At 47.1% G+C, this 19,532-nt stretch carries 27 protein-coding genes and 1 pseudogene; all 28 read right to left on the reverse strand.

The genetic code is table 11. The annotated features are described in order from the left end of the window. Positions 1-242 precede the first annotated feature (242 nt). Positions 243-803 (reverse strand): adenylate kinase, encoded by a 561-nt coding sequence (locus IQ257_RS16870; RefSeq protein WP_193874513.1) that lies wholly within the window; start codon positions 801-803, stop codon positions 243-245. A gap of 109 nt (positions 804-912) precedes the next feature. Beyond that, positions 913-2,256 (reverse strand): preprotein translocase subunit SecY, encoded by a 1,344-nt coding sequence (secY, locus tag IQ257_RS16875; protein ID WP_193874515.1) that lies wholly within the window; start codon positions 2,254-2,256, stop codon positions 913-915. Positions 2,257-2,320: 64 nt separating this feature from the next. Continuing rightward, a complete protein-coding gene (rplO, locus tag IQ257_RS16880) occupies positions 2,321-2,770 on the reverse strand; it encodes a 50S ribosomal protein L15 (protein ID WP_193874517.1) in 450 nt (149 codons plus the stop codon). 78 nt (positions 2,771-2,848) lie between these two features. Then, positions 2,849-3,370, reverse strand: coding sequence for a 30S ribosomal protein S5 (gene rpsE, locus IQ257_RS16885; protein ID WP_193874519.1), 522 nt, complete (start codon positions 3,368-3,370; stop codon positions 2,849-2,851). A gap of 61 nt (positions 3,371-3,431) precedes the next feature. Beyond that, positions 3,432-3,794, reverse strand: coding sequence for a 50S ribosomal protein L18 (gene rplR, locus IQ257_RS16890; RefSeq protein ID WP_193874521.1), 363 nt, complete (start codon positions 3,792-3,794; stop codon positions 3,432-3,434). 2 nt (positions 3,795-3,796) lie between these two features. Beyond that, on the reverse strand, positions 3,797-4,336 hold the full coding sequence (gene rplF, locus IQ257_RS16895; RefSeq protein ID WP_193874523.1) for a 50S ribosomal protein L6: 540 nt from the start codon (positions 4,334-4,336) through the stop codon (positions 3,797-3,799). A gap of 89 nt (positions 4,337-4,425) precedes the next feature. Continuing rightward, positions 4,426-4,827: a 30S ribosomal protein S8 gene (rpsH, locus tag IQ257_RS16900; RefSeq protein ID WP_193874525.1), complete on the reverse strand. Its 402-nt coding sequence runs from the start codon at positions 4,825-4,827 to the stop codon at positions 4,426-4,428. Positions 4,828-4,851: 24 nt separating this feature from the next. After that, a complete protein-coding gene (gene rplE / locus IQ257_RS16905; protein WP_193874527.1) occupies positions 4,852-5,397 on the reverse strand; it encodes a 50S ribosomal protein L5 in 546 nt (181 codons plus the stop codon). Between the two features lie 113 nt (positions 5,398-5,510). Next, positions 5,511-5,870: a 50S ribosomal protein L24 gene (gene rplX, locus IQ257_RS16910; protein ID WP_228060778.1), complete on the reverse strand. Its 360-nt coding sequence runs from the start codon at positions 5,868-5,870 to the stop codon at positions 5,511-5,513. After that, complete coding sequence (rplN, locus tag IQ257_RS16915; RefSeq protein ID WP_193874531.1) at positions 5,870-6,238, reverse strand: 50S ribosomal protein L14; 369 nt, start codon at positions 6,236-6,238, stop codon at positions 5,870-5,872. The genes rplX and rplN overlap by 1 nt, the downstream gene beginning before the upstream one ends. Before the next feature lie 89 nt (positions 6,239-6,327). After that, positions 6,328-6,576 (reverse strand): 30S ribosomal protein S17, encoded by a 249-nt coding sequence (gene rpsQ / locus IQ257_RS16920; RefSeq protein ID WP_193874533.1) that lies wholly within the window; start codon positions 6,574-6,576, stop codon positions 6,328-6,330. 177 nt (positions 6,577-6,753) lie between these two features. Continuing rightward, positions 6,754-6,984: pseudogene (rpmC, locus tag IQ257_RS31555) on the reverse strand (50S ribosomal protein L29); the annotation flags it as partial. 3 nt (positions 6,985-6,987) lie between these two features. After that, positions 6,988-7,407, reverse strand: coding sequence for a 50S ribosomal protein L16 (rplP, locus tag IQ257_RS16930; RefSeq protein WP_193874537.1), 420 nt, complete (start codon positions 7,405-7,407; stop codon positions 6,988-6,990). 44 nt (positions 7,408-7,451) lie between these two features. Next, the gene (gene rpsC, locus IQ257_RS16935; protein WP_193874539.1) at positions 7,452-8,177 is read right to left on the reverse strand and encodes a 30S ribosomal protein S3; all 726 of its coding nucleotides are present in this window, start codon (positions 8,175-8,177) and stop codon (positions 7,452-7,454) included. Positions 8,178-8,255: 78 nt separating this feature from the next. Continuing rightward, positions 8,256-8,612 (reverse strand): 50S ribosomal protein L22, encoded by a 357-nt coding sequence (gene rplV / locus IQ257_RS16940; RefSeq protein ID WP_193874541.1) that lies wholly within the window; start codon positions 8,610-8,612, stop codon positions 8,256-8,258. Positions 8,613-8,716: 104 nt separating this feature from the next. Then, positions 8,717-8,992, reverse strand: a complete 276-nt coding sequence (rpsS, locus tag IQ257_RS16945; RefSeq protein ID WP_193874543.1) for a 30S ribosomal protein S19 — start codon at positions 8,990-8,992, stop codon at positions 8,717-8,719. A gap of 52 nt (positions 8,993-9,044) precedes the next feature. Beyond that, a complete protein-coding gene (rplB, locus tag IQ257_RS16950) occupies positions 9,045-9,908 on the reverse strand; it encodes a 50S ribosomal protein L2 (protein ID WP_193874545.1) in 864 nt (287 codons plus the stop codon). A gap of 138 nt (positions 9,909-10,046) precedes the next feature. Next, on the reverse strand, positions 10,047-10,349 hold the full coding sequence (locus tag IQ257_RS16955; protein ID WP_193874547.1) for a 50S ribosomal protein L23: 303 nt from the start codon (positions 10,347-10,349) through the stop codon (positions 10,047-10,049). Then, on the reverse strand, positions 10,342-10,974 hold the full coding sequence (rplD, locus tag IQ257_RS16960) for a 50S ribosomal protein L4 (protein WP_193874549.1): 633 nt from the start codon (positions 10,972-10,974) through the stop codon (positions 10,342-10,344). Before rplD ends, IQ257_RS16955 begins: the two co-directional genes overlap by 8 nt. 109 nt (positions 10,975-11,083) lie before the next feature. Further along, positions 11,084-11,719: a 50S ribosomal protein L3 gene (gene rplC, locus IQ257_RS16965; protein WP_193874567.1), complete on the reverse strand. Its 636-nt coding sequence runs from the start codon at positions 11,717-11,719 to the stop codon at positions 11,084-11,086. 572 nt (positions 11,720-12,291) lie between these two features. Further along, positions 12,292-15,306, reverse strand: coding sequence for a CHAT domain-containing protein (locus tag IQ257_RS16970; protein WP_193874551.1), 3,015 nt, complete (start codon positions 15,304-15,306; stop codon positions 12,292-12,294). Positions 15,307-15,642: 336 nt separating this feature from the next. Next, positions 15,643-15,987, reverse strand: coding sequence for a hypothetical protein (locus tag IQ257_RS16975; RefSeq protein WP_193874553.1), 345 nt, complete (start codon positions 15,985-15,987; stop codon positions 15,643-15,645). 29 nt (positions 15,988-16,016) lie between these two features. After that, positions 16,017-16,985 carry a hypothetical protein gene (locus IQ257_RS16980; protein WP_193874555.1) on the reverse strand — a complete coding sequence of 323 codons (969 nt, stop codon included), beginning with the start codon at positions 16,983-16,985 and terminating at the stop codon, positions 16,017-16,019. A gap of 410 nt (positions 16,986-17,395) precedes the next feature. Continuing rightward, complete coding sequence (locus tag IQ257_RS16985) at positions 17,396-17,743, reverse strand: DUF5615 family PIN-like protein (protein ID WP_193874557.1); 348 nt, start codon at positions 17,741-17,743, stop codon at positions 17,396-17,398. Then, on the reverse strand, positions 17,744-18,058 hold the full coding sequence (locus IQ257_RS16990) for a DUF433 domain-containing protein (RefSeq protein ID WP_193874559.1): 315 nt from the start codon (positions 18,056-18,058) through the stop codon (positions 17,744-17,746). A 160-nt stretch (positions 18,059-18,218) separates the two neighbouring features. Next, positions 18,219-18,590 (reverse strand): hypothetical protein, encoded by a 372-nt coding sequence (locus tag IQ257_RS16995; protein WP_193874561.1) that lies wholly within the window; start codon positions 18,588-18,590, stop codon positions 18,219-18,221. 3 nt (positions 18,591-18,593) lie between these two features. Continuing rightward, the gene (locus tag IQ257_RS17000) at positions 18,594-18,809 is read right to left on the reverse strand and encodes a hypothetical protein (protein ID WP_193874563.1); all 216 of its coding nucleotides are present in this window, start codon (positions 18,807-18,809) and stop codon (positions 18,594-18,596) included. Positions 18,810-18,913: 104 nt separating this feature from the next. Continuing rightward, positions 18,914-19,369, reverse strand: a complete 456-nt coding sequence (locus IQ257_RS17005) for a DUF29 domain-containing protein (RefSeq protein WP_193874565.1) — start codon at positions 19,367-19,369, stop codon at positions 18,914-18,916. Positions 19,370-19,532 lie beyond the last annotated feature (163 nt).

A 19,532-nucleotide genomic window follows, 5' to 3' on the forward strand; every position in this document is an offset into this window, starting at 1 on the left:
CTAAAACACACTCCTGACTAACGAATGAGCATTTGTCTAGGGGGTGTTAACATAATGTTATCAAATTTGCTATCCGAATGGCTGAGTTACTCATCCACTAACAAGACTTTTGCCAAAATCGTCACAAATAAGCCAAATCAGAAACATCTCCCCAAAGAGATCCAAAGAGATCTCACTCTCTTCCTTTGGCTGCTAATCAAAACTCTTCTCGGTCTAGTCCTGATTTTTGCTTTAAAAATAAATTAGCAGGGGGCTATCGCCTCTTTAAGAGATTCTGTCACTTCAGGTAAAGAGCAATCGCCATTGATCGCTCGTAAGCTTGAGCGATCGCTATAAAAGTCAATCACAGGTTCCGTCTCTTGGTGATAAACGTCCAATCGTCGGCGAATTGTCTTTTCATTATCATCCTGGCGTCCTCGCGCCAAGAGCCTTGAAATTAAAACCTCATCGGGTACTTTCAAATAGATAGCACACTCACAAGTCTGATGAATTTCCTGCAATAAATCCTCTAAGAAAGATGCCTGAGTAACAGTGCGCGGAAAACCATCTAAGATCCAGCCATTTTGAGCATCAGCCTGATTCAAGCGATTGCGAATTAAATCGAGCATCAGCTCATCAGGAACCAATTCACCCCGCTCCATGTAGGACTGAGTTTGTTGACCAAGAGGTGTAGCAAGCTCAATCGCGCTGCGTAAGATTTCTCCGGTGGAAATGTGAGGAACCTTCAATTCCTCAGCCAAAACTTGTGCTTGAGTTCCTTTTCCTGCCCCTGGTGGCCCTAAAAAAATTAATCGTGTCGTCATTCGTTGTTAGGTTTGGTTATTGATTATGAAGGATGCGTTGTTCGTTGTTGGTAGAAGAGGCTCACAGGGAGCGACCCACACAACAACAAACAACTAATGCCTGACAACTTTATTGCTTGACCATACCTTCGTAGCGCTGGGAAATCACGTAAGTCTGAATTTGTTTAGCGGTGTCAATTGCCACACCGACCAAAATCAGTAACGAGGTCGCTCCAAATCCCCTGAATGTTGCGATTCCCGTGGCGTTTTCCACTGCTGTTGGCACGACGGCAACCAAACCGAGAAAAACAGCTCCCAACAATGTCAGCCGATTCAACACTTGCTCTACATAGTCACTTGTTGCCCGTCCTGGACGAATACCCGGAATACTAGCTCCCATTTTCTTGAGGTTTTGTGACATATCCACTGGGTTGACAATCAAGGAAGCATAGAAGTAACTAAAGAAGAGAATCAAGACTAAATAGACCGTGACATACAACCAAGGGGTCGGACCATTTGGGCTGAGGTAATTGGCAACATCATTGAGGGCTTGGCTGACGGGTGCTAAAAATCCTTGGCTACCTCCACTGCGAGCGAACCCAGCGATGGAAGCTGGCAGAATTAAGACTGCCGAAGCAAAAATAATCGGCATAACGCCGCCCTGGTTTAGTCGTAACGGTAAGTAACTGGTGCGCTCTCGGTAGAGGCGTCGCCCTACTTGGCGTCGAGCTGAAATTATGGGGATGCGGCGAGTTCCTTCCTGCACGAAGACGATGCCGATAATCATGACCAGGAAAACCAGCAGCAAAATCACCACTTTACCTACTGTTTCTCGCCCCCCTGTTTGAGCCAGTTCAATGGTTTGACCTAGGGTACGGGGCAGAGACGCTACGATATTGACAAAAATTAACAAAGATGCGCCATTACCAATGCCTCGTTCGGTAATGAGTTCCGACAGCCACATGACAAACATTGAACCCGCTGTTAGCGCTAGTGCTGTTTCCGCAATGAATAAAGGTCCGTAGTTGACGGCATAAGGTCGGAGCAACCCGACCGTAATCCCTACACTTTGAATCACTGCCCAGCCCAGAGCTACATAGCGGGTAATTTGAGAAATTTTGCGCCGTCCCGCTTCCCCTTCATTTTTCTGCAAATTTTCCAGGGCTGGGATTGCCGCTGTAAGGAGTTGCAAAATAATTGAAGCATTAATAAAAGGCAAAATTCCCAGGGCAAAAATCCCGACGGCGGAAAGACCACCTCCAGAAAAAATGTCTAAAAATCCCAGAACCGGGTTATTGGCAATGCCTTCAGCAAATCTGGCTCGGTCAATTCCTGGTATGGGTAGGAATACGCCGAAGCGGGCTAAAATCAATAAGCCTACGGTCACAAGCAACCGACCTCTCAGTCCAGCAGCTTGAGCCATCTGCATAAACGTTTCTTGAGCGGTTGGGGTTTTGTCTCGACTGACGACCATAAAGGGCTACCTAAGAGAGAACACGCGGGTTATGCGAGTAAGCCGACAATGGCGAAAGCCACATCTATGGCTTTACAACTTCACAGCTACCACCAGCGGACTCGATTTTTTGCCGGGCACCAGCGGTGAAAGCAGAGGCTTTGACCGTTAGGGGTACAGTTAGCTCCCCATCACCGAGGACTTTCAATGGTCCATCATTGGTGGTAATCAAACCGACTTCCATTAGTGAGGCTAAAGTCACTTCTGTATTAGCAGAGAGTGACGTCAGCTTACCCACGTTGATCGTAGTGTAATGTTTGGGATTAATAACCGTAAAGTGCTTTAACTTGGGTAGGCGTCGGTAAAGTGGCATTTGACCGCCTTCAAAGCCGGGTCTGGTACTCCGACCTGAACGGGAGTTTTGACCCCGCATCCCAGCGCCACAGCTAGCACCTTGACCAGCACTGATGCCGCGACCGACACGACGCCGGCGCTTCTTGGAGCCTTTTTGAGGTGCTACGTCATCGATTCTCATAAGCTGTATGGTTTGTGAAGTTGTCTGGTATTAGTTGTTTGTTGTTGCCAAAGAAACGAACAACCACTCATAAACGGCTTAGGCGTAGAGGTTCTCAAGGGGAATATCCCGTTCTTGAGCCACTTCTGAAAAAGTGCGTAGCGAGTCAAGGGCATTGACCGCAGCCCTAGCATTGTTTAGAGGGTTATTGGAACCTAGTTGCTTGGCTAAAACATTGCGAACTCCAGCCAGTTCCAGAACTGTGCGCACGGCACCCCCAGCAATTACGCCCGTTCCGGGTGCAGCAGGTCGCATCATGACTTTGGCACCAACAGCGCCGCCGTTAGATGGGTGAGGGATGGAGTTTGATTTCGTTAAGGGAACGTCGATCAATTGCTTTTTGGCGTCAACAACTCCCTTGCGGACGGCACCAATCACATCACTAGCTTTGCCGACGCCAACACCGACTTGACCGCGTTCGTTGCCAACGACAACAATTGCGCGGAAGCTCAATTTTTTGCCGCCTTTAACTACTTTACTGACGCGGCGGATTTGAATGACCCGCTCTTGCCAGGTACTCTCTTTTTCTTTAGTGCGACTACTCTTTCGACGATTTGCCATACTTTTGCCTTTTGTCAGTGATCGCTGGGCAGTTCTAAATAAGAATTTGTGACGAATGACCTTAGAAGTCTAATCCAGCTTCGCGGGCAGCTTCTGCCAAAGATTTGACGCGACCGTGGTAAAGGTTCCCCCCTCGGTCAAAAACCACTTTTGAGACGCCTTTTTCAATCGCTCGCTGGGCAATTAATTTACCCACTGCGGCTGATGCCTCACAGGTTGATCTGGAGTTTAATTGCGATCGAAGTTCAGGATCTAAGGTAGAAGCAGCGGCTAGGGTATGTTGCAAGTTATCGTCAATGACCTGAACATAGATATGTTGATTTGAACGAAACACAGCTAATCTGGGGCGCTCGGAAGAGCCATTCATATTCCGGCGCACCCGTCGATGCCTGCGTTTGAGTAATTCTTTGCGAGTGAGCTTCATGGTTACTTCTTACCTGCTTTACCAGCTTTCCGTCTGATCATTTCACCGGCATACCGAATGCCTTTACCCTTATAGACTTCTGGAGGACGAACTCCACGAATTTTAGCCGCTGTGTTACCAACAATTTCTTTGTTGATCCCACTAACAATTACGTTAGTGTTGCTTTCAACAGCTAGCTGAATTCCTTCAGGTGGGACAATTTCTACGGGTTTGCTGTAGCCAACATTCAAAATCAAATTGCGACCTTGAACTTGGGCGCGATAACCCACTCCCTGGATTTCCAAACGCTTTTGAAATCCTTGAGAAACTCCCTCAACCATATTGGCAACTAAGGTGCGAGACAGACCGTGACGCTGGCGAGCCACTCTAGACTCGTCCCTACGCAACACATGGATGATTTCACCTTCTTGTTCTACTTTGACTTGTCCTGGCAGAACTCGCTGAAGTTCTCCTTTGGGTCCTTTGACGGTAACGTTTTGACCGTCAATCGTCACGGTTACTTTATTCGGAATGTCGATCGGGCGCTTGCCAATCCGCGACATAAATTAATCCTCCTTCAGAATTCAGAATTCAGAATTCAGAATTCAGAATTCAGAGAATCATCTGACTCCTGACTTCTGACTTCTGACTTCTACCAGACATAGCACAGCACTTCACCACCAATTCCCTGGCGGCGTGCTTCCCGGTCAGTCATGATGCCACTGGACGTGGAAATAATCGCAATGCCAATACCACCTAAGACTCTCGGTAATTCTTTGCGGTTTTTGTAAACTCTCAGACCCGGTTTGCTAACACGCTTCATGGCTCTGATAATGGGTTGGCGGTTTTTGCCCTTGTATTTTAAGGAAACCACTAAGTGTTTTTTTACGCCTTCCCCAGTTTCTTCATACTCCGCAATAAAGCCTTCTTGTTTTAGGACTTGGGCAATAGAGCGAGTCATTTTTGTCGAGGGTACATTTGTTGTCTGATGTCGCACTAAGCACGCATTCCGAATGCGGGTTAGCATATCTGCAATTGTGTCGTTTGCCGCCATTAGTTCCTTCCTCTGCTTACAGGCTTATTTCTCCCGGAAAGGCATCCCCATCTCTTTGAGTAAGGCGCGGCCTTCTTCGTCAGTATTTGCTGTTGTGATGATTGAAATATCCATTCCACGAATTTGATCGATACTGTCGTAATCTATCTCCGGAAAAATCAGTTGCTCTCGAATACCTAAGGTGTAGTTACCCCGACCGTCAAAGCTTCTGGGACTTACGCCGCGAAAGTCTCGAATTCTTGGCAGTGCTAAGTTGATTAAGCGTTCGAGAAATGCATACATACGCTTGGAGCGCAGAGTAACCATAATCCCGACGGGCATACCTTGCCGGATTTTAAAACCAGCGATCGCTTTTTTAGCGCGTGTCACTACAGGTTTTTGACCTGTAATGGTTGCCAGTTCACTCAAAGATGATTCTAGTGCCTTAGCATTCTGTGATGCTTCTCCCAAGCCGCGATTGACGGTAACTTTTACCACACGCGGGACTTGATGGATATTTGTGTAGCTAAACTGTTCTTTGAGTTTCGGGACTATCGTTTCTTGATAGATTTTTTTCAGGGGTTCTGCCATGGTTTTTGTCCTTTTCTTCCCTGGGCTTTGTCAGGGAACGTTAGGGGTTATCCGTCATTCGTTACAAGTCATTTATCATGGGTTATTTGAAACTCCAAAGAACAAATGACCTATTAGTCGATAATTTCACCAGTTTTTTTCAGCATTCGTACCTTACGTCCGTCTTCAGTGAAGGTGTAGCAGACACGGCTAGTCACTTTTTCTTTGTTAGAGTAAAGCATGACATTGGAGCTGTGGATGGGAACCTCAAAGGTTACAATTTGACCTGTTTCACCTTCTTGTTGAGGCTTAACGTGTTTGGTTTTGACATTAATTCCCTTAACTACAACTTTGCTGAGTTTTGGTAAAGTCTGTAAGATTTCTCCGACTTTACCTTTATCTCGACCGGTGATCACCTGCACGGTATCGCCTTTTTTGACGTGCATGCTGTACCGATTGGGAGAATTTTTAACACTTTTACTTGTACTTGCCATTAGAGTACCTCTGGAGCCAGAGAAACAATTTTCGTGAAGTTTTTGTCGCGCAGTTCCCGTGCTACCGGACCGAAAACGCGGGTTCCCCTTGGATTGCCATCAGCGTTAATGAGAACAGCAGCATTGTCGTCAAAGCGAATGCCCATGCCGCTGTCTCGGCGTAGTCCTTTGCGGGTGCGCACGATCACGGCTCTAACGACATCTGACTTTTTGACTGCCATATTGGGGATGGCATCTTTGACAACGGCAATGATCACATCACCAACACCGCCATAGCGCCGATTACCAGCGCCTAAGACGCGAATGCACATTAATTTACGGGCACCGCTGTTGTCAGCGACATTCAAGTAAGTTTGTTGTTGAATCATGGGCGTTCCTCCTACAAAGAGTTATGAGTTATGAGTCATTAAGCTGAGAGTCAAAGAGTTTTTTTCAACACCCAACACTCAGTCGCCCGTTACTCTGAGGTCTTAGTGAGGATTTCCATAACCCTCCAACGCTTGGTACGACTCAGAGGTCGAGTTTCTTGAATGCGGACGCGATCGCCCTCTTTGCACTTATTTTCCTCATCGTGTGCTTTGTATCGCTTTGTACGCACGACAATTTTGCCGTACTTGGGGTGGGGAGATCGGTTTTCCACAGCGACCACGATCGTTTTGTTCATTTTGTCGCTGACAACTAGACCGACTCGTTCTTTAACTGCCATCGGGGTCTACTCCTCTTCTTTTGCCTCAGGTTCTGGGGACTCAGGGGTGACTTGAGCCGTTGTGGATGTGTCTGCAACTTCTTCTTGGACGTCCGTTGGAGGAGCCTCAGCAGGGGATTGGATAGCAGTGGGTTCCTTTACAGGTTCTTGGGCTTCCGCTTGGGCTTCCGCTTGGGCTTCCGCTTTGGCAGCTTTAGCTTCGGCTTCGGTAGCCCGTTCTCGTTCCCGTGCGACCGTCATCATCTGAGCGACGTGGTGGCGAAGATGCTTGAACTGATGAGTTTTTTCCAAGCGTCGGGTTGCTTGTTGCATCCGCAACTGAAATAATTCGCGCTTCGCCGCTAAAATTTCATCAGCTAGTTCTTGGTCACTTAACTTTTTAGCGTCTTCTATGTTAGGCAGAGGCATAACTTATACTAGTTCCCCTTCACGGGTAATGAACTTCGTTTTAATGGGTAACTTGTTAGCAGCCAAACGCATTGCTTCACGAGCAGTGGCTTCTGGAACGCCGGCAATTTCAAATAGAATCCGACCCGGCTTGACAACTGCTACCCAGTACTCAGGTGAACCTTTGCCGGAACCCATGCGAGTTTCAGCGGGGCGCATCGTTACGGGCTTGTCAGGGAAAACGCGAATCCAGATTTTGCCCCCCCGACGGATATAGCGGGTCATGGCTCGACGACCAGCTTCAATTTGACGAGAGGTAATCCAACAGGGTTCTGTGGATTGTAAACCAAAGTCGCCAAAGTTCAAGTTATTTCCGCGAGTCGCTAGACCTCTCATTCGTCCACGCTGCTGTTTGCGAAATTTTGTTCTTTTAGGACTTAACATAGTCTTTTGTCCTTAATGTTTTGTCTTTTACGAATGACCCATGACTATTCATTAGAACGGTCTTCAAATTGCTGACGGCGTCTTTGTTGACGGCGGCGGGGTTGAGGGGCAGCAGGCGTCGGCGTTTCTTCTTGAGAGGGAATGATTTCGCCTTTGAAGATCCAGACTTTGACGCCAAGAATCCCATAGATCGTTTTGGCAGTGCGGTAAGAATAGTCGATATCCGCTCGGAGAGTATGGAGGGGAACTCGACCTTCTCGAGTCCATTCAGTTCGAGCGATTTCTGCTCCGTTGAGCCGACCGCTGACTTGGACTTTGATACCTTGCACATCAGCCCGTTGAGCGCGTTGAATGGCTTGACGCACAACCCGACGGAATGAGACTCGACGTTCTAGCTGTTGGGCAATGTACTCAGCAATTAAATCGGCATCTGCATCAACTCGCGCTACTTCAATGACGTTGATGCGAATTTGACGATTGCTTCCCAAAACGTCTTGAAGACCTGTACGCAGAGACTCAATTCCGCTACCGCCACGACCGACTACGACGCCAGGTCGAGCGGTGTGAACTTCTAAATCGACTTGATCGGCTTTGCGCTCGATCCGAATGGCAGAAATGCCTGCATTACTGAGGGTTTTCTCGACGTACTGCCGAATTTTGTAGTCTTCTTGCAGCACTTCTGGGTAGCGCTTGGTGTCTGCAAACCAGCGAGAGCGATGCTCTTGCGTGATTCCCAAACGAAAACCAGTTGGATGAATTTTTTGTCCCACGAATCCTCCCTTATTTTTGGTTAGTTGGTTGTTAGTTGTACGGAACACTCACCAACAACCTATGAGCATAATGACTGACTATTCGTTAACTTGTGGAGACACAACCACAGTGATGTGGCAAGTTGGTTTCCGAATCTGATAAGCACGACCTTGCGCCCTAGGGCGAAAACGCCTCAAGCTCGGACCCATGTCAGCATAAGCTTTCGTGATTACTAATGAGGCGGGGTCAAGACCTGAATTATGCTCGGCATTGGCAACGGCAGAGCGCAGGACTTTGATCACAGGTTCGCAAGCCCTGTAAGGCATGAATTCTAGAATAATTAGGGCTTCTCGGTAGGAACGACCTCGAATCTGATCGAGAACCCGCCTCACTTTAAAGGGGGACATCCGAATGTAACGCGCGATCGCTTGAGTTTCTGTAGTATCTATCGCCATAGTTTTCTTTTGCCTAATCTGTAAGGGGTAGGTTATTCAAGTAGAGCGACTTCCCCAGTACCCCCAAACTACCCTTACTCTATTGATTGATCCATTCAACCCTTTTAACGACGAGCCTTACTATCCTTAGAATGCCCTCGAAATGTCCGAGTTGGGGCAAATTCGCCCAGCTTGTGTCCCACCATTTGTTCGTTGATGAAAATCGGTACGTGGGTGCGACCGTTATGTATAGCGATCGTGTGACCGACCATCTGGGGCAAAATCGTTGATGCCCGCGACCAAGTTTTTATCACTTGTTTGTCGCCTCTGGCATTTAAAGCTTCAATTTTGCTCAGAAGGCTATCGGCAACAAAAGGACCTTTTTTTAAAGAACGACCCATAGTTTAAATGTTGTTAGTTGTCAACTTACTTGTCAGTTTTCACTTCAAACTATTAGGACTGGCGACCGCCGCGTCCTCGCTTGGAGGATTTCCGTCGGCGTCGGACAATCAAAGCGCTACTTTGTTTTTTCCGCTTGCGGGTTTTAGCACCTAAGGCTGGCTTACCCCAGGGTGTCACTGGGCCTGATTTGCCAATGGGAGCTCTACCTTCACCGCCGCCGTGGGGATGATCCACGGGGTTCATGACGCTTCCCCTTACCTTAGGACGTCGTCCTATATGGCGGTTGCGACCGGCTTTGCCGGCACTCAAGTTTCGATCCTCAGCGTTGCCGACCTGTCCAATTGTCGCGTAGCATTCTCGGCGTACCATTCGGACTTCTGTAGAGGGCAGCTTCAGCGTCACGTAGTTGCCTTCTTTGGCGACAACTTGCGCTGAAGTACCAGCAGCGCGGACAATCTGCCCACCCCGTCCTGGTGATAGTTCCACATTATGAACCTGAGTTCCTAAGGGAATATTGCTTAGGGGTAAAGCATTACCTGTTTCAATGGGGGAATCGGGTCCTGCAATAATGGATTGCCCTAACTGCAAACCAGTGGGGTGCAGAATATATCGCTTTTCTCCGTCCTGATAGTAAACCAAGGCAATACGCGCATTCCGGTTGGGATCGTATTCAATGGTGGCTACTTTGGCGGGAATATTGCGCTTGTCGCGCCGAAAGTCAATGATGCGATACAGCCGCTTGTGACCACCACCCCGACGCCGACTGGTAATAACGCCGCGATTGTTGCGACCTTTAGCACGATGTTTGGATGTGGTTAGCGATTTTTCTGGCTCACTCCGGGTAATCTCTGAAAAATCTGAGATTGTAGCCTGACGAGTACCAGGAGTATAGGGTCGAAAGGAACGGGTACCCATAAAAACTATCCTTATATCAACTGAAGGCTCAAGTGTAAAGAATGAAGTCTGAAAAGAAGGATAAAGTGTAAACGATAAAAGGTCTTAGCATCGCACAGCGCAGCCTGGACTAAAATTTCACACTTCACTCTTCGTGCTTCATACTTCTGGGAACAAGGTAATCGAGTCTCCGGCTGCTAGGGTCACGATCGCCCGTTTGTACTGCGGTTTATAACCGACAAATCTACCAACTCGACGCTTTTTGCGCGGCGAACGCTGGGTATTTACACTAACAACTTTAACCTCAAAAAGGCTTTCAATCGCGGCTTTAATTTGGGGTTTAGTCGCTTTTGGCACTACATCGAAGACGTACTTGTTATCTTCCAACAAGATCGTTGCCTTTTCCGTAACGATTGGGCGAATTACCAAATCTGCCAGGTTGTGGGGGGCGTACTTAGTCACCGTAAACCTCCTGAATTTTGGCAAGAGCTGTACTCGTGGTCACGATTTTGTCAGCCTTCAATACGTCATAGATGTTCAAGCTGGTCGCATAAATCAGTTTGACATTTACCAAGTTACGGGCTGACAAATAAACCGTTTCTTCTTTCTGAGGAAGGATTAGGAGTACTTTTGATTTCTCATCGATTCCCCACCGAGCGATCGCTTGCAAAAGATCCTTCGTTTTGGGTTGTGGCAGTTGGTCTGCAAAGTCCTCTACCACAAGCAAATCTTCGGATCTATTCTGGAAAGCCGTGCGCAGCGCCAATCGTCGCTCTTTGCGGTTCATCTTGACACTGTAATCTCTGGGCTTAGGTCCAAAAATTACACCACCACCGCGCCAGAGTGGAGAGCGAATCGAGCCAGCACGAGCGCGACCCGTTCCCTTTTGTCGCCAAGGTTTGCGTCCTCCTCCCCTAACTTCAGCACGAGTTTTCGTGGAGGCATTTCCTTGACGAGTGTTCGCCATTTGCCTGACCAGTGCACGATGAATAATATGAGCAGCGCTTTGTTCTTTGGCAACTCGCCATTCGAGTGTCGCCTGTCCGACTTCTTCTCCTTGCCAGTTCCGCACTACACAATCGACCATATCTTTAAGTCCTTAGTCCTTAGTCCTTAGTTCTTAGTCTTTTTGTTCATAGTTCATAGTTCATAGTTCATGGCAGTGAACAATTCGCAATGTTAACGATGAACAATGACTATTGACCGACTTTGTTAGCTGGGGCAATGCTCAAAAGAGTCCCAGGCTTGCCGGGAACTGCACCTTTAATTAATAGTAGGTTCCGGTCTGACTCGACTCGCACCACCTGGAGTTTGCAAATTGTGATTCGCTTGCCGCCATAACGACCTGCCATCTTTTTACCGGGAAAGGTGCGACCAGGGGTCGTTCCTGCTCCAGTAGAACCGGGTAAGCGGTGGTTTTTGGAACCATGAGCCATCGGTCCCCGCTTAAAGTTGTGACGCTTTTGATAGCCAGAAAAGCCACGACCGATACTCGTTCCACTGACATCAACAATTTGACCAGCGCTGAAGATATCGACATTGACTAGCTGACCCAGCTCAAATGCATCGGTGCTATCCAAGCGGTATTCGCGCAGGTGACGCAATGCCGAAGCGCCGGACTTGACTAAATGTCCCATCTCAGGCTTGTTAATTGCCTTGGATTTGACTTCTTGATAGCCAAGTTGGATGGAGCTATAGCCATCAGTCTGCTTGGTTTTAATTTGGGTTACTCTGCATGGACCGGCTTGAACGACGGTGACAGGAAGAGCTCTTCCTTCTTCGTCAAACACTTGAGTCATGCCGAGTTTCGTGCCGAGGATACCGACAGACACGGGTTTCTCCTTTCTAGACATTACAGCGAGGTCGTTTTGGCGCTGATTCAAAAATGAATCAGCTCTACCTCACAAAGCTTCTCATTTGACCCTAAAAGGGGCAGTCATCTCCTCTTGTGAGGCAATGCCTGCCGTTTTCTAGCCTGGTAAGAGTTTAATTACTAGCCAGATTGCGTGAACCGTCTTTGGAGGTTAGGACTGGCTAACTGCGTTGCCTTGTACCGTCGAGACTTAAGTCGTCAATTCCTCAGTATCCCAACGAGGCAATGATGCATCTACCTAAGGGGTAAGAAGTAGTTAATCAAGAACCTGACAGCCTCTTTTGAAGGAGCGGCATTGATCACTGCTCTAGCTCGGAGTTAAAACCAACAACGGTTTAGCACCCCAAAACATAGTGGCTTTGGCTTTGAAGTTCAAAGACCACTGCCTCCTCGAACCTCATTTGCTTCTTAGAAGCTGCAAATTGGTCACGATTGTTCAGTATAAAACATTGACCTGCATTTTGTCTACCAAACTTCAGGCAACATTTTTAGCTGGCTTCAGGGTGGTATCCTCTGTTGCCTCGATTTTAGCTACAACCCATTCCCAATCAAAATAAACGGTGCCCAATAATAAGGATGACTAAGGCGATTTGCCACGTTGGGCTTCAAACCCTCCCGCAAACGCTGCTGCACCACAATTGTACCCCGTTCCTTACCCAAGGCAGTATCATCGCCAGTAATCAGAGCAATTTGGGCTTGTCGTAAGGCTTCAGCTTTGGTAACGTTGCCCTGCTGCAAGGCAGTGTAAAAGCCATTCATCAATAACTGAGTACCGCCATCATCCACCGTCCACAACGAAGCAATCGCCGCCCTCGCACCTGCCCGTTGCATCAGATAGCCAAAGCCGAGAATTTCATCCCCATTACCCAGTTTGCCACCCAAACCCGTTTCACAGGCACTCAAAACCACCAAATCAACCGTTTTGAAATTCCATTTTTTTGCGTCTTCCAACGTAACCCGTTCCCCATTGCCAAACAGAATAAATGAATCTTGCGGCTGACCCACCACAAACGCCGCATGGGTGGCAAAATGAACTACGGTATAGTCATCCATTTTGGGAACGGTTGCTTCTGGATTGAAGGCGGTATCTCGCAATTGGGTAGTTGTGGGAATGGTTTCAGCTAAGGTTTCCACCTCTACACCAGCAAAGGGCAACCCGGAAAAGTTAAATCGCTCTCCCCTAATATCAACACTATAGTATCCGCTAGTAAAAGCCTCCGCTAATATCTGAATTTGGGGTTGGGGTTTAGTATTGAGTTCCGTGAGGGAAGCGGCAGTAATATTATTGATGCGGTAACGCTGCACCAGCCATTGCTGCCCATCGTACAATGCCGTGAGGGGAATGTAACGCAGTTGACCATCGGGCGCATAAATAATAGTTTGGGCATCGGCGGCTTGGAGTTCAGCTTCTAGGGGTTTAATCAGCCAATTGTAGAGTTGTTGGGCGGGAGTTTTGGCATCGGCGGTGGGGTTGAGTAAGGCTTGACGGAATGCGGTAATTGTTTGATTGAGTTGTTCTCGTGTAACTTTTACGGTGCGGTGAATGGGGGGAGAGTCAGGGGTGGTGAGGACGAGTTCTAGGCGGTCATCTAGAATTAAGGGATAGAGGAGAACGGCATTTTGATTGAGTTTTTTTAGGTTATCTTGTAAGCTGATTAGTTCTTCTAAATTATTCAGCAAATCCTGTTTTTGACCAGTGCGGCTGAGTTGGTCAACCAGTGCTAACACCTCTGGACTTTCAATAAAGGTATTGAAGTCGGCGATAATTTGTTCTTGGGCTTTTACCAGTTCAGCGATGCGCTTTTCTTGGTCGGGTGTGCGGTTTTCGGGTTTAATTTGTCGCAGTTGCGTGAGTTCTTTGCCTAAGGCGATCGCTTGATTTTGAACTGCCGCATATTTTTGGGAAAATTGTTCTTCTTGGGGCAGGGTTGAGACAGTGCGGCTAGTGGTTTCTAGGGTGCGTCTCCTAGAGGTGCTTACTGTTACTGGGTTATTCTCCGGCTCATTCTGAAGATAATCATCAATTTCTTGTACCTTCAGCAAATCTAAAACCTGTTGCGCCTCTGCTGTGCGATTTTGCTTGAGCAATAAATCAGCGAGGGAGCGATAGCGATCGGCTACTTTTTCGGTATAAGATTGTTGTAGCTCAACAGGTACAACCCGCAGCTCTTTCCGAATGTCTTCGGTAACGTTAACCGACTGCTTGTAGAATACAATTGCCAATTCGGGTTGGTTTCGTTGTTCGAGCAACTGACCTAAGCGTTTGAGCGTTTCCCCTTCACTCACTAAATCGCCAACTTCGCGGTGAATAACTAAAGCTTGCTGATATAATTCCTCAGCTTTCTTCTCTTGGTTTTGGTTCTGGTAAATTTGTCCAATATTACTAAAGGCTATTCCTTGCCCCGTGCGATCGCCTACGTCTTGATACAAGGCTAACGCCTGCTGATAAAGGGTTAGAGCCTGGTCATAGTTACCCAGATAGGAGTAAATTTGTGCGATGTTGTTGAGGTTTAAAGCCTGACCCGCACGCATAAAGGAGTCTTGACCAAAGGCATCACCGACATTAGCGCGAGCGATCGCATCTTGGCTGAAAAAGCCTAGTGCTTGGGAATTTTGACCGAGGGTATCGTAAAGTAACTTAATCTCGTTCGAGGTTGTTTCTGGGTCAGAGCGATCGCGGAATTTACTGTAAATATCTGAGGAACGTTGAGCGAATTCTAGGGCTTTTTGATACTGACCGAGGCTAAAATAAGCTGCACCTAAGTTATTGAGGATTGCGGCTTCATCTCCATAAAAGCAAAGTCTTGATTCTGAGCCTGTACCGTAGCAGTCGCCAACAGTTGTGGTGATGGTTAAGGCTTCCTCGTAAGCGTCCAACGCCTGAGCGTACTTGCCCATATTAACATAAACTACCCCAATATTATTCAGGCTTTGGGCTTTAGTAATACCCCGGTCGTAAATCGGTAATAATTGCTGATAAAATTCTAACGCTTGCGGATACTCACCCATCCGAAAGTGAACGGCTACAATTCGTTGGAGGAGATTGGGGTAAGTATAGCCGCCAATGCGATCGCCTAATTTTTTGTAAATGGCTAACGCTTGTTGATAAAACTCTAGGGCTTTAGGGTATTGGTTGAGATGGGTGTAAACTTCCCCAATATTGTCGAGGGTATAGCCTTGCCCTTCCTCATCACCAATTGCTTTACGAATGGTTAACGCTTGTTCAAAGAACTCCAGAGCTTTAGAATAATCGCCCATCCGCAAGTAAACCGTCCCAATATTATCGAAGCTCTGTCCTTCGTGTTCTTTGGCATCGTATTGTTTGAAAATTGCTAATGCCTGTTGAAATTTCTCCAATGCTGCTGGGAATTGACTGTATTCTAATAGCTGCCACCCCTCTTGGTTGAGATAAGCACCTTCGGTTATTTTTTCTTCATAGGTTGGTGCGGGTGCTTGAGCTGATGCTTTAGTTAATGGCAGGGGAAGATTGAGTAAGAGAAGCGAGGTTGCAGTGACAAGGGTGAGGTGTTTGAGAGTGTCGCGCATGATAGGTGGATTTTTTGTCGTAATTTGGAAAGCTGCCTTTGCCCTGGAGCTACATCGACACACCCTCTAGTTAGCAAGGATAGGCGTTTAGCAGTGCAGATAACTGGTTAGTCTAACCTATCTCTTACCAGTAGGAACCTATGCACTGGCTCAACCTGCCCCTATGAATCAAATTTTTAACTGGGCGATCGCGTTGTTCACAGTAAAGGCGAGATCCCCGACTTCTTAGAGAAGTCGGGGATCTGAACCGCCTCAAGGTGAAACGTTGGATGAAGCGATCGCAATTATCCAGTAACACTTTACCCTGATCCAGTAACTCAACAGGAATATAAACGCTCACGCTACCGTTGCCACTGTTTCTAGGCAGTGTAGAGTATATCTGGCTCTGGTTTTGAGGATTGTGAGTTGATCGACTTGTGCTAGGAGATGGTCTAGATTGGCAATTTCGTCGGCAGAGAGTTGAAATTCTGCATTCTGAACTAGCAAATCGTTCAATTGATTTTGTGCTGCGGGAGCTAGCATACTATCAGCTAATGCTTGCAGTTCATCTCGGCTTAAGCCAATTAAGCATTCCTCATCTAAAGCCAGTGGGTTTGCTAGTCGATTATACGCTTCCAAATCTAACAAGACGCCAACTCGCTCCCCCTGCTCGTTGGTAATGTAACGCACTTGCTCAGACATGGGTTTTCTCTCTCAGGTCTTTGCTTCACCTACTTATTTGGTTTCCAGACATGAGGGGTATTCACCTTTACGGTTTGTTCCTTGGAGTTAAAGACCATCCAGAGTGAGGGAGTTGCTGCCACTTCCACAATGCCTTTCTGTACAACCTTGCCTTGAGTAGATAGCTGAATCTTGTAGACTCCAGGTGGAGTATCATAAGAAACAAGCTGCACATTCTCCTCCAGAGGAATCTCTGTGAGTATCTTTTCTCCCTTAGAGTCCTCCACAGAAACTGTGAGCGAATCATCGGTACAGGAGACAAAATTTAGTCTTACCAGCCAATCCGGTTTTAAGTCAAAACCATTTTGATATTGGTTGTTATTTTCTACATTAGTCGAACTAAGGTCATTACATACAGAATGAGCAAAAAGCCCTGCTTCTTCCCTGTTAGCTATTTTCTTTTGGTACTTATCTTGTTGCTCTAAGCGGTTGGCTTCCCTCAAGTCATAAGCTTCATCAGGTTCGATAGCAAGATTCGGCTTCCAGACAGTAGAGTTGTCTACCTGTACGGTTTGCTCATTGACATCCACCACAAACCTGATATGGCTTTTGGGTTTCACTTCCAAAGAGCCTTTTTGCCAAACCCTACCTTGAGTCAAAAACTTTACCGTATAGGTGCCAGGGAAGATGGTACTGCCACTGTTTCTAATGCTGAACTCCCCAGGTTCCTTGGTGCCGAAATAGCTCTGTTTATTAACCTCACCCTCAAAAGCAACTGTGAGCTGTTTAGTGTGCTCATTGATGCAGGTGAAGATCTCGACAAATCCCTGCCCGTCTGGTATTGAGTCAGCTTGCCGTCGTTGGGCATTTAAGTAAGCTGACTTACGATTAGCACAGTCAGTCCGAAAGTTAGCCTCCTCAATTTGGGTTTGTATAGAGTTACGAACCAAGCCGCAAGCTCTAGTGGCTAAGCTGATAGTAATGAGTAGTGCGCTTGTGATAATAATTTTAGATTTCATGTTTCTTTCAACTTCGATTTGCTACTGCACAGCTTTGTTAAACCGAGACGGCTTTCACTGCTATAGCAAACCTATTTGAGTTGTGAGATGTCATCGGTTCAGAGTCCTGACTTCTTAGAGAAGTCAGGGATCTCGCCTTCACGAATCATTTAGAACTGCCATACAACGTTAGTTCTTATTGCTCTTCAATGAAAATAGTATTATAACAAATTCGGGTTAACTACCCCCTTTTTCAATAACCAGCATAACTGGTGTAGAGACGTTCCGCCAGAACATCTCTACAGGAATTTGATATCGCTAGTCATTGGTTTTCGTTCGAGACTTGAATGCTGCGATCGCTTCTGGACTGGGTTCGAGTTTCCAATAATTGCCCTGCGGTATCAAGAAATATGACAGAAGAAGCGATCGCCCTAAAAAGGCAGATACTCAACAACATTAAGCCATTCCCCAGGTTCTGAAGCAAGAGCAATTAGTTCCAAATCTTTGACAAATTGCCCAATCGTACCCCCTAACTGATGTCCAAATATCAACCCTGCAAAAGGTCGTTCCTGACGCTGCCAATCTTCAGCTAGTGCTTTAAACCGGATATCCTGAGTAAATAAAACTCGACCGAGTGAACTAGCGTGTTCCAAAAGCGCCTCATCAGTTAACTCTGCTGAATTGTCTTCAATTGCAGTGAGAACATCTACACCACGACGACGCAATTGATCTGTAATAGCTTGAGGTACATGAACATCCATGTAGAGTGCGATCGCCACTTACAACAGCCCTTTTGCCCGCATCCTGACAAAGAAAGGAGAAGGTGATGCTTGAGATTTTGCCTGTTGCGCTTGCTCCCATTCGGTGCGAATCTCATTGTCAATTTCATCTTGGCGATCGAAGTAATACACCATCGCCGCATGAGCTTCTGATAGGGTTAGGTAAGGATGCTGTCGGCACATTTCCTCAACTGACCAACCATAAGCCAAATAATCCATGACAATCTGAGCAACGCGCACACGCGGTATTCGCTGTAACCGTGCGGGTTGACCTTCCGCTTTCTCGATATGAGGATAAATTACTCCTGATGTCATGGCATTGATGTTGAATCCCTACTGAAGCTTAGAATAACAAGTCTGAGTGAGCAGAGCTATTGTGTAAGGGATTGTCTTTCATTCGTTCTGTTCACCGCTAGGAATTGCCCCAGCCTAGATGCCGTTGGAACAAATAAAGAGCGATCGCCAAGTGATGGAATCAAAGTTTACCCTCTTGCAAAACGCCAATCTTGGGTAACTCCTTCCACTCCGGCTCAATCGGTGAGTAGCGGCAATAGCACACAACAATCTCGTCATACTCAGCCGAGTCAACCGACTTAAACCGCTCAACTCGGCTCACTTCCCAGTCAGACCAACGAACATGAGTGCTAGCATCCGGGAAGTTTGGATCGACCGACTCTTCAAAGCGGGCAAACTCACGCGGACGGTAGCCTGGTTCTGGCAACGCCTTATTAGAGCAATCCAAATACTCAGCCAGCATCCGGGTTAAATGTCCAGCAGGCTGCAACTTACGCTCCTTCCACCCCTTCGATGAAGCTGATTCAGTTTTGAAGACAATCCATCTCTTCACAGCTTATTCCTCCCTCTCATGTTGGGGTTCATAGGGACTAGGTGGGAACTGGGGTTCGCCATCAAACACACAGTCAACCTCAAGCATTGGATCGCCAGTCTCCTCAATCCTGACAAGGTTCCAGCCGTACTTGTCAGCCATGTCCTCACACTTGTCTGGATCGGTTGCGCCATGCCGTGAGACGTTCTCATCCGGGTCGTACCGTGGACTTCTGGTCATTAATCATTTGCAATCATTGTAAGTTAGTATTCTGCTAAATCTCGTCAATGGCAACTAGGAATTCTTCAGATGCGGTTGACACGACCAAAGCGCGATCGCACCCCTTAAGCATCAACCTGATTCGACTCCGGTAGGAATTCCGGGTTCATCACTTGCTCTGGAGTGTAGGGACATTCTTCTGGAAAAACCTGTTCGCCCAACTGAGTCTCTCGAATCGCCAAAGCTAAACCGAGTTCGTAAGCAGCGAGGAAAACCTCATCGAGATAAGGCTTCAAACTAGGGCTATCCTGCAAAAGTAACCGAATCTGAACCCGTTGTTCTCGAATTGTACCCAACCAACTATTGCTGCGTTTGTCAGGTTGAAAGTGCCATTTCAGCAGATGTCCTAACAACACTCCTAATCGATTCCTCAGCTCTTGTCGCTCTTTTCTGCCCAACGATTCAATTTCCTCAATCAGGTTGAGTGTGTCTAATTGCTCCCATTGCTGAACTTTGAGCAACATTACCTGCTCTTGAGTCCAGCCATAAAAATCTGTTTCATAGAGGTAAGATGTGTGCATTCTCATCAAGGGAATTGTCTTTCATTGGTTTTCTTCATCAGAGTACCTCCGATGCGGGAAACTCTGCGTCTTTAGACCAGAGAGGAACGCGAGGTAGCGGTTTTAACCGCCTACTATCTTTTTCAACCATGATGTGGGTCATTGATGTACCGAGCAATTGTTT

Origin of the sequence: Coleofasciculus sp. LEGE 07092 (assembly GCF_015207375.1) — a bacterium.
GTDB lineage: Bacteria > Cyanobacteriota > Cyanobacteriia > Cyanobacteriales > Coleofasciculaceae > LEGE-07092.

What these genes read in the sequence shown, in the direction of transcription:
- IQ257_RS16870 (WP_193874513.1), bottom strand. Translation starts at nt 803, where the DNA reads ATGACGACACGATTAATTTTTTTAGGGCCACCAGGGGCAGGAAAAGGA.
- secY (WP_193874515.1), bottom strand. Translation starts at nt 2,256, where the DNA reads ATGGTCGTCAGTCGAGACAAAACCCCAACCGCTCAAGAAACGTTTATG.
- rplO (WP_193874517.1), bottom strand. Translation starts at nt 2,770, where the DNA reads ATGAGAATCGATGACGTAGCACCTCAAAAAGGCTCCAAGAAGCGCCGG.
- rpsE (WP_193874519.1), bottom strand. Translation starts at nt 3,370, where the DNA reads ATGGCAAATCGTCGAAAGAGTAGTCGCACTAAAGAAAAAGAGAGTACC.
- rplR (WP_193874521.1), bottom strand. Translation starts at nt 3,794, where the DNA reads ATGAAGCTCACTCGCAAAGAATTACTCAAACGCAGGCATCGACGGGTG.
- rplF (WP_193874523.1), bottom strand. Translation starts at nt 4,336, where the DNA reads ATGTCGCGGATTGGCAAGCGCCCGATCGACATTCCGAATAAAGTAACC.
- rpsH (WP_193874525.1), bottom strand. Translation starts at nt 4,827, where the DNA reads ATGGCGGCAAACGACACAATTGCAGATATGCTAACCCGCATTCGGAAT.
- rplE (WP_193874527.1), bottom strand. Translation starts at nt 5,397, where the DNA reads ATGGCAGAACCCCTGAAAAAAATCTATCAAGAAACGATAGTCCCGAAA.
- rplX (WP_228060778.1), bottom strand. Translation starts at nt 5,870, where the DNA reads ATGGCAAGTACAAGTAAAAGTGTTAAAAATTCTCCCAATCGGTACAGC.
- rplN (WP_193874531.1), bottom strand. Translation starts at nt 6,238, where the DNA reads ATGATTCAACAACAAACTTACTTGAATGTCGCTGACAACAGCGGTGCC.
- rpsQ (WP_193874533.1), bottom strand. Translation starts at nt 6,576, where the DNA reads ATGGCAGTTAAAGAACGAGTCGGTCTAGTTGTCAGCGACAAAATGAAC.
- rplP (WP_193874537.1), bottom strand. Translation starts at nt 7,407, where the DNA reads ATGTTAAGTCCTAAAAGAACAAAATTTCGCAAACAGCAGCGTGGACGA.
- rplV (WP_193874541.1), bottom strand. Translation starts at nt 8,612, where the DNA reads ATGGCGATAGATACTACAGAAACTCAAGCGATCGCGCGTTACATTCGG.
- rpsS (WP_193874543.1), bottom strand. Translation starts at nt 8,992, where the DNA reads ATGGGTCGTTCTTTAAAAAAAGGTCCTTTTGTTGCCGATAGCCTTCTG.
- rplB (WP_193874545.1), bottom strand. Translation starts at nt 9,908, where the DNA reads ATGGGTACCCGTTCCTTTCGACCCTATACTCCTGGTACTCGTCAGGCT.
- rplD (WP_193874549.1), bottom strand. Translation starts at nt 10,974, where the DNA reads ATGGTCGATTGTGTAGTGCGGAACTGGCAAGGAGAAGAAGTCGGACAG.
- IQ257_RS16970 (WP_193874551.1), bottom strand. Translation starts at nt 15,306, where the DNA reads ATGCGCGACACTCTCAAACACCTCACCCTTGTCACTGCAACCTCGCTT.
- IQ257_RS16975 (WP_193874553.1), bottom strand. Translation starts at nt 15,987, where the DNA reads ATGTCTGAGCAAGTGCGTTACATTACCAACGAGCAGGGGGAGCGAGTT.
- IQ257_RS16980 (WP_193874555.1), bottom strand. Translation starts at nt 16,985, where the DNA reads ATGAAATCTAAAATTATTATCACAAGCGCACTACTCATTACTATCAGC.
- IQ257_RS16990 (WP_193874559.1), bottom strand. Translation starts at nt 18,058, where the DNA reads ATGACATCAGGAGTAATTTATCCTCATATCGAGAAAGCGGAAGGTCAA.
- IQ257_RS17000 (WP_193874563.1), bottom strand. Translation starts at nt 18,809, where the DNA reads ATGACCAGAAGTCCACGGTACGACCCGGATGAGAACGTCTCACGGCAT.
- IQ257_RS17005 (WP_193874565.1), bottom strand. Translation starts at nt 19,369, where the DNA reads ATGCACACATCTTACCTCTATGAAACAGATTTTTATGGCTGGACTCAA.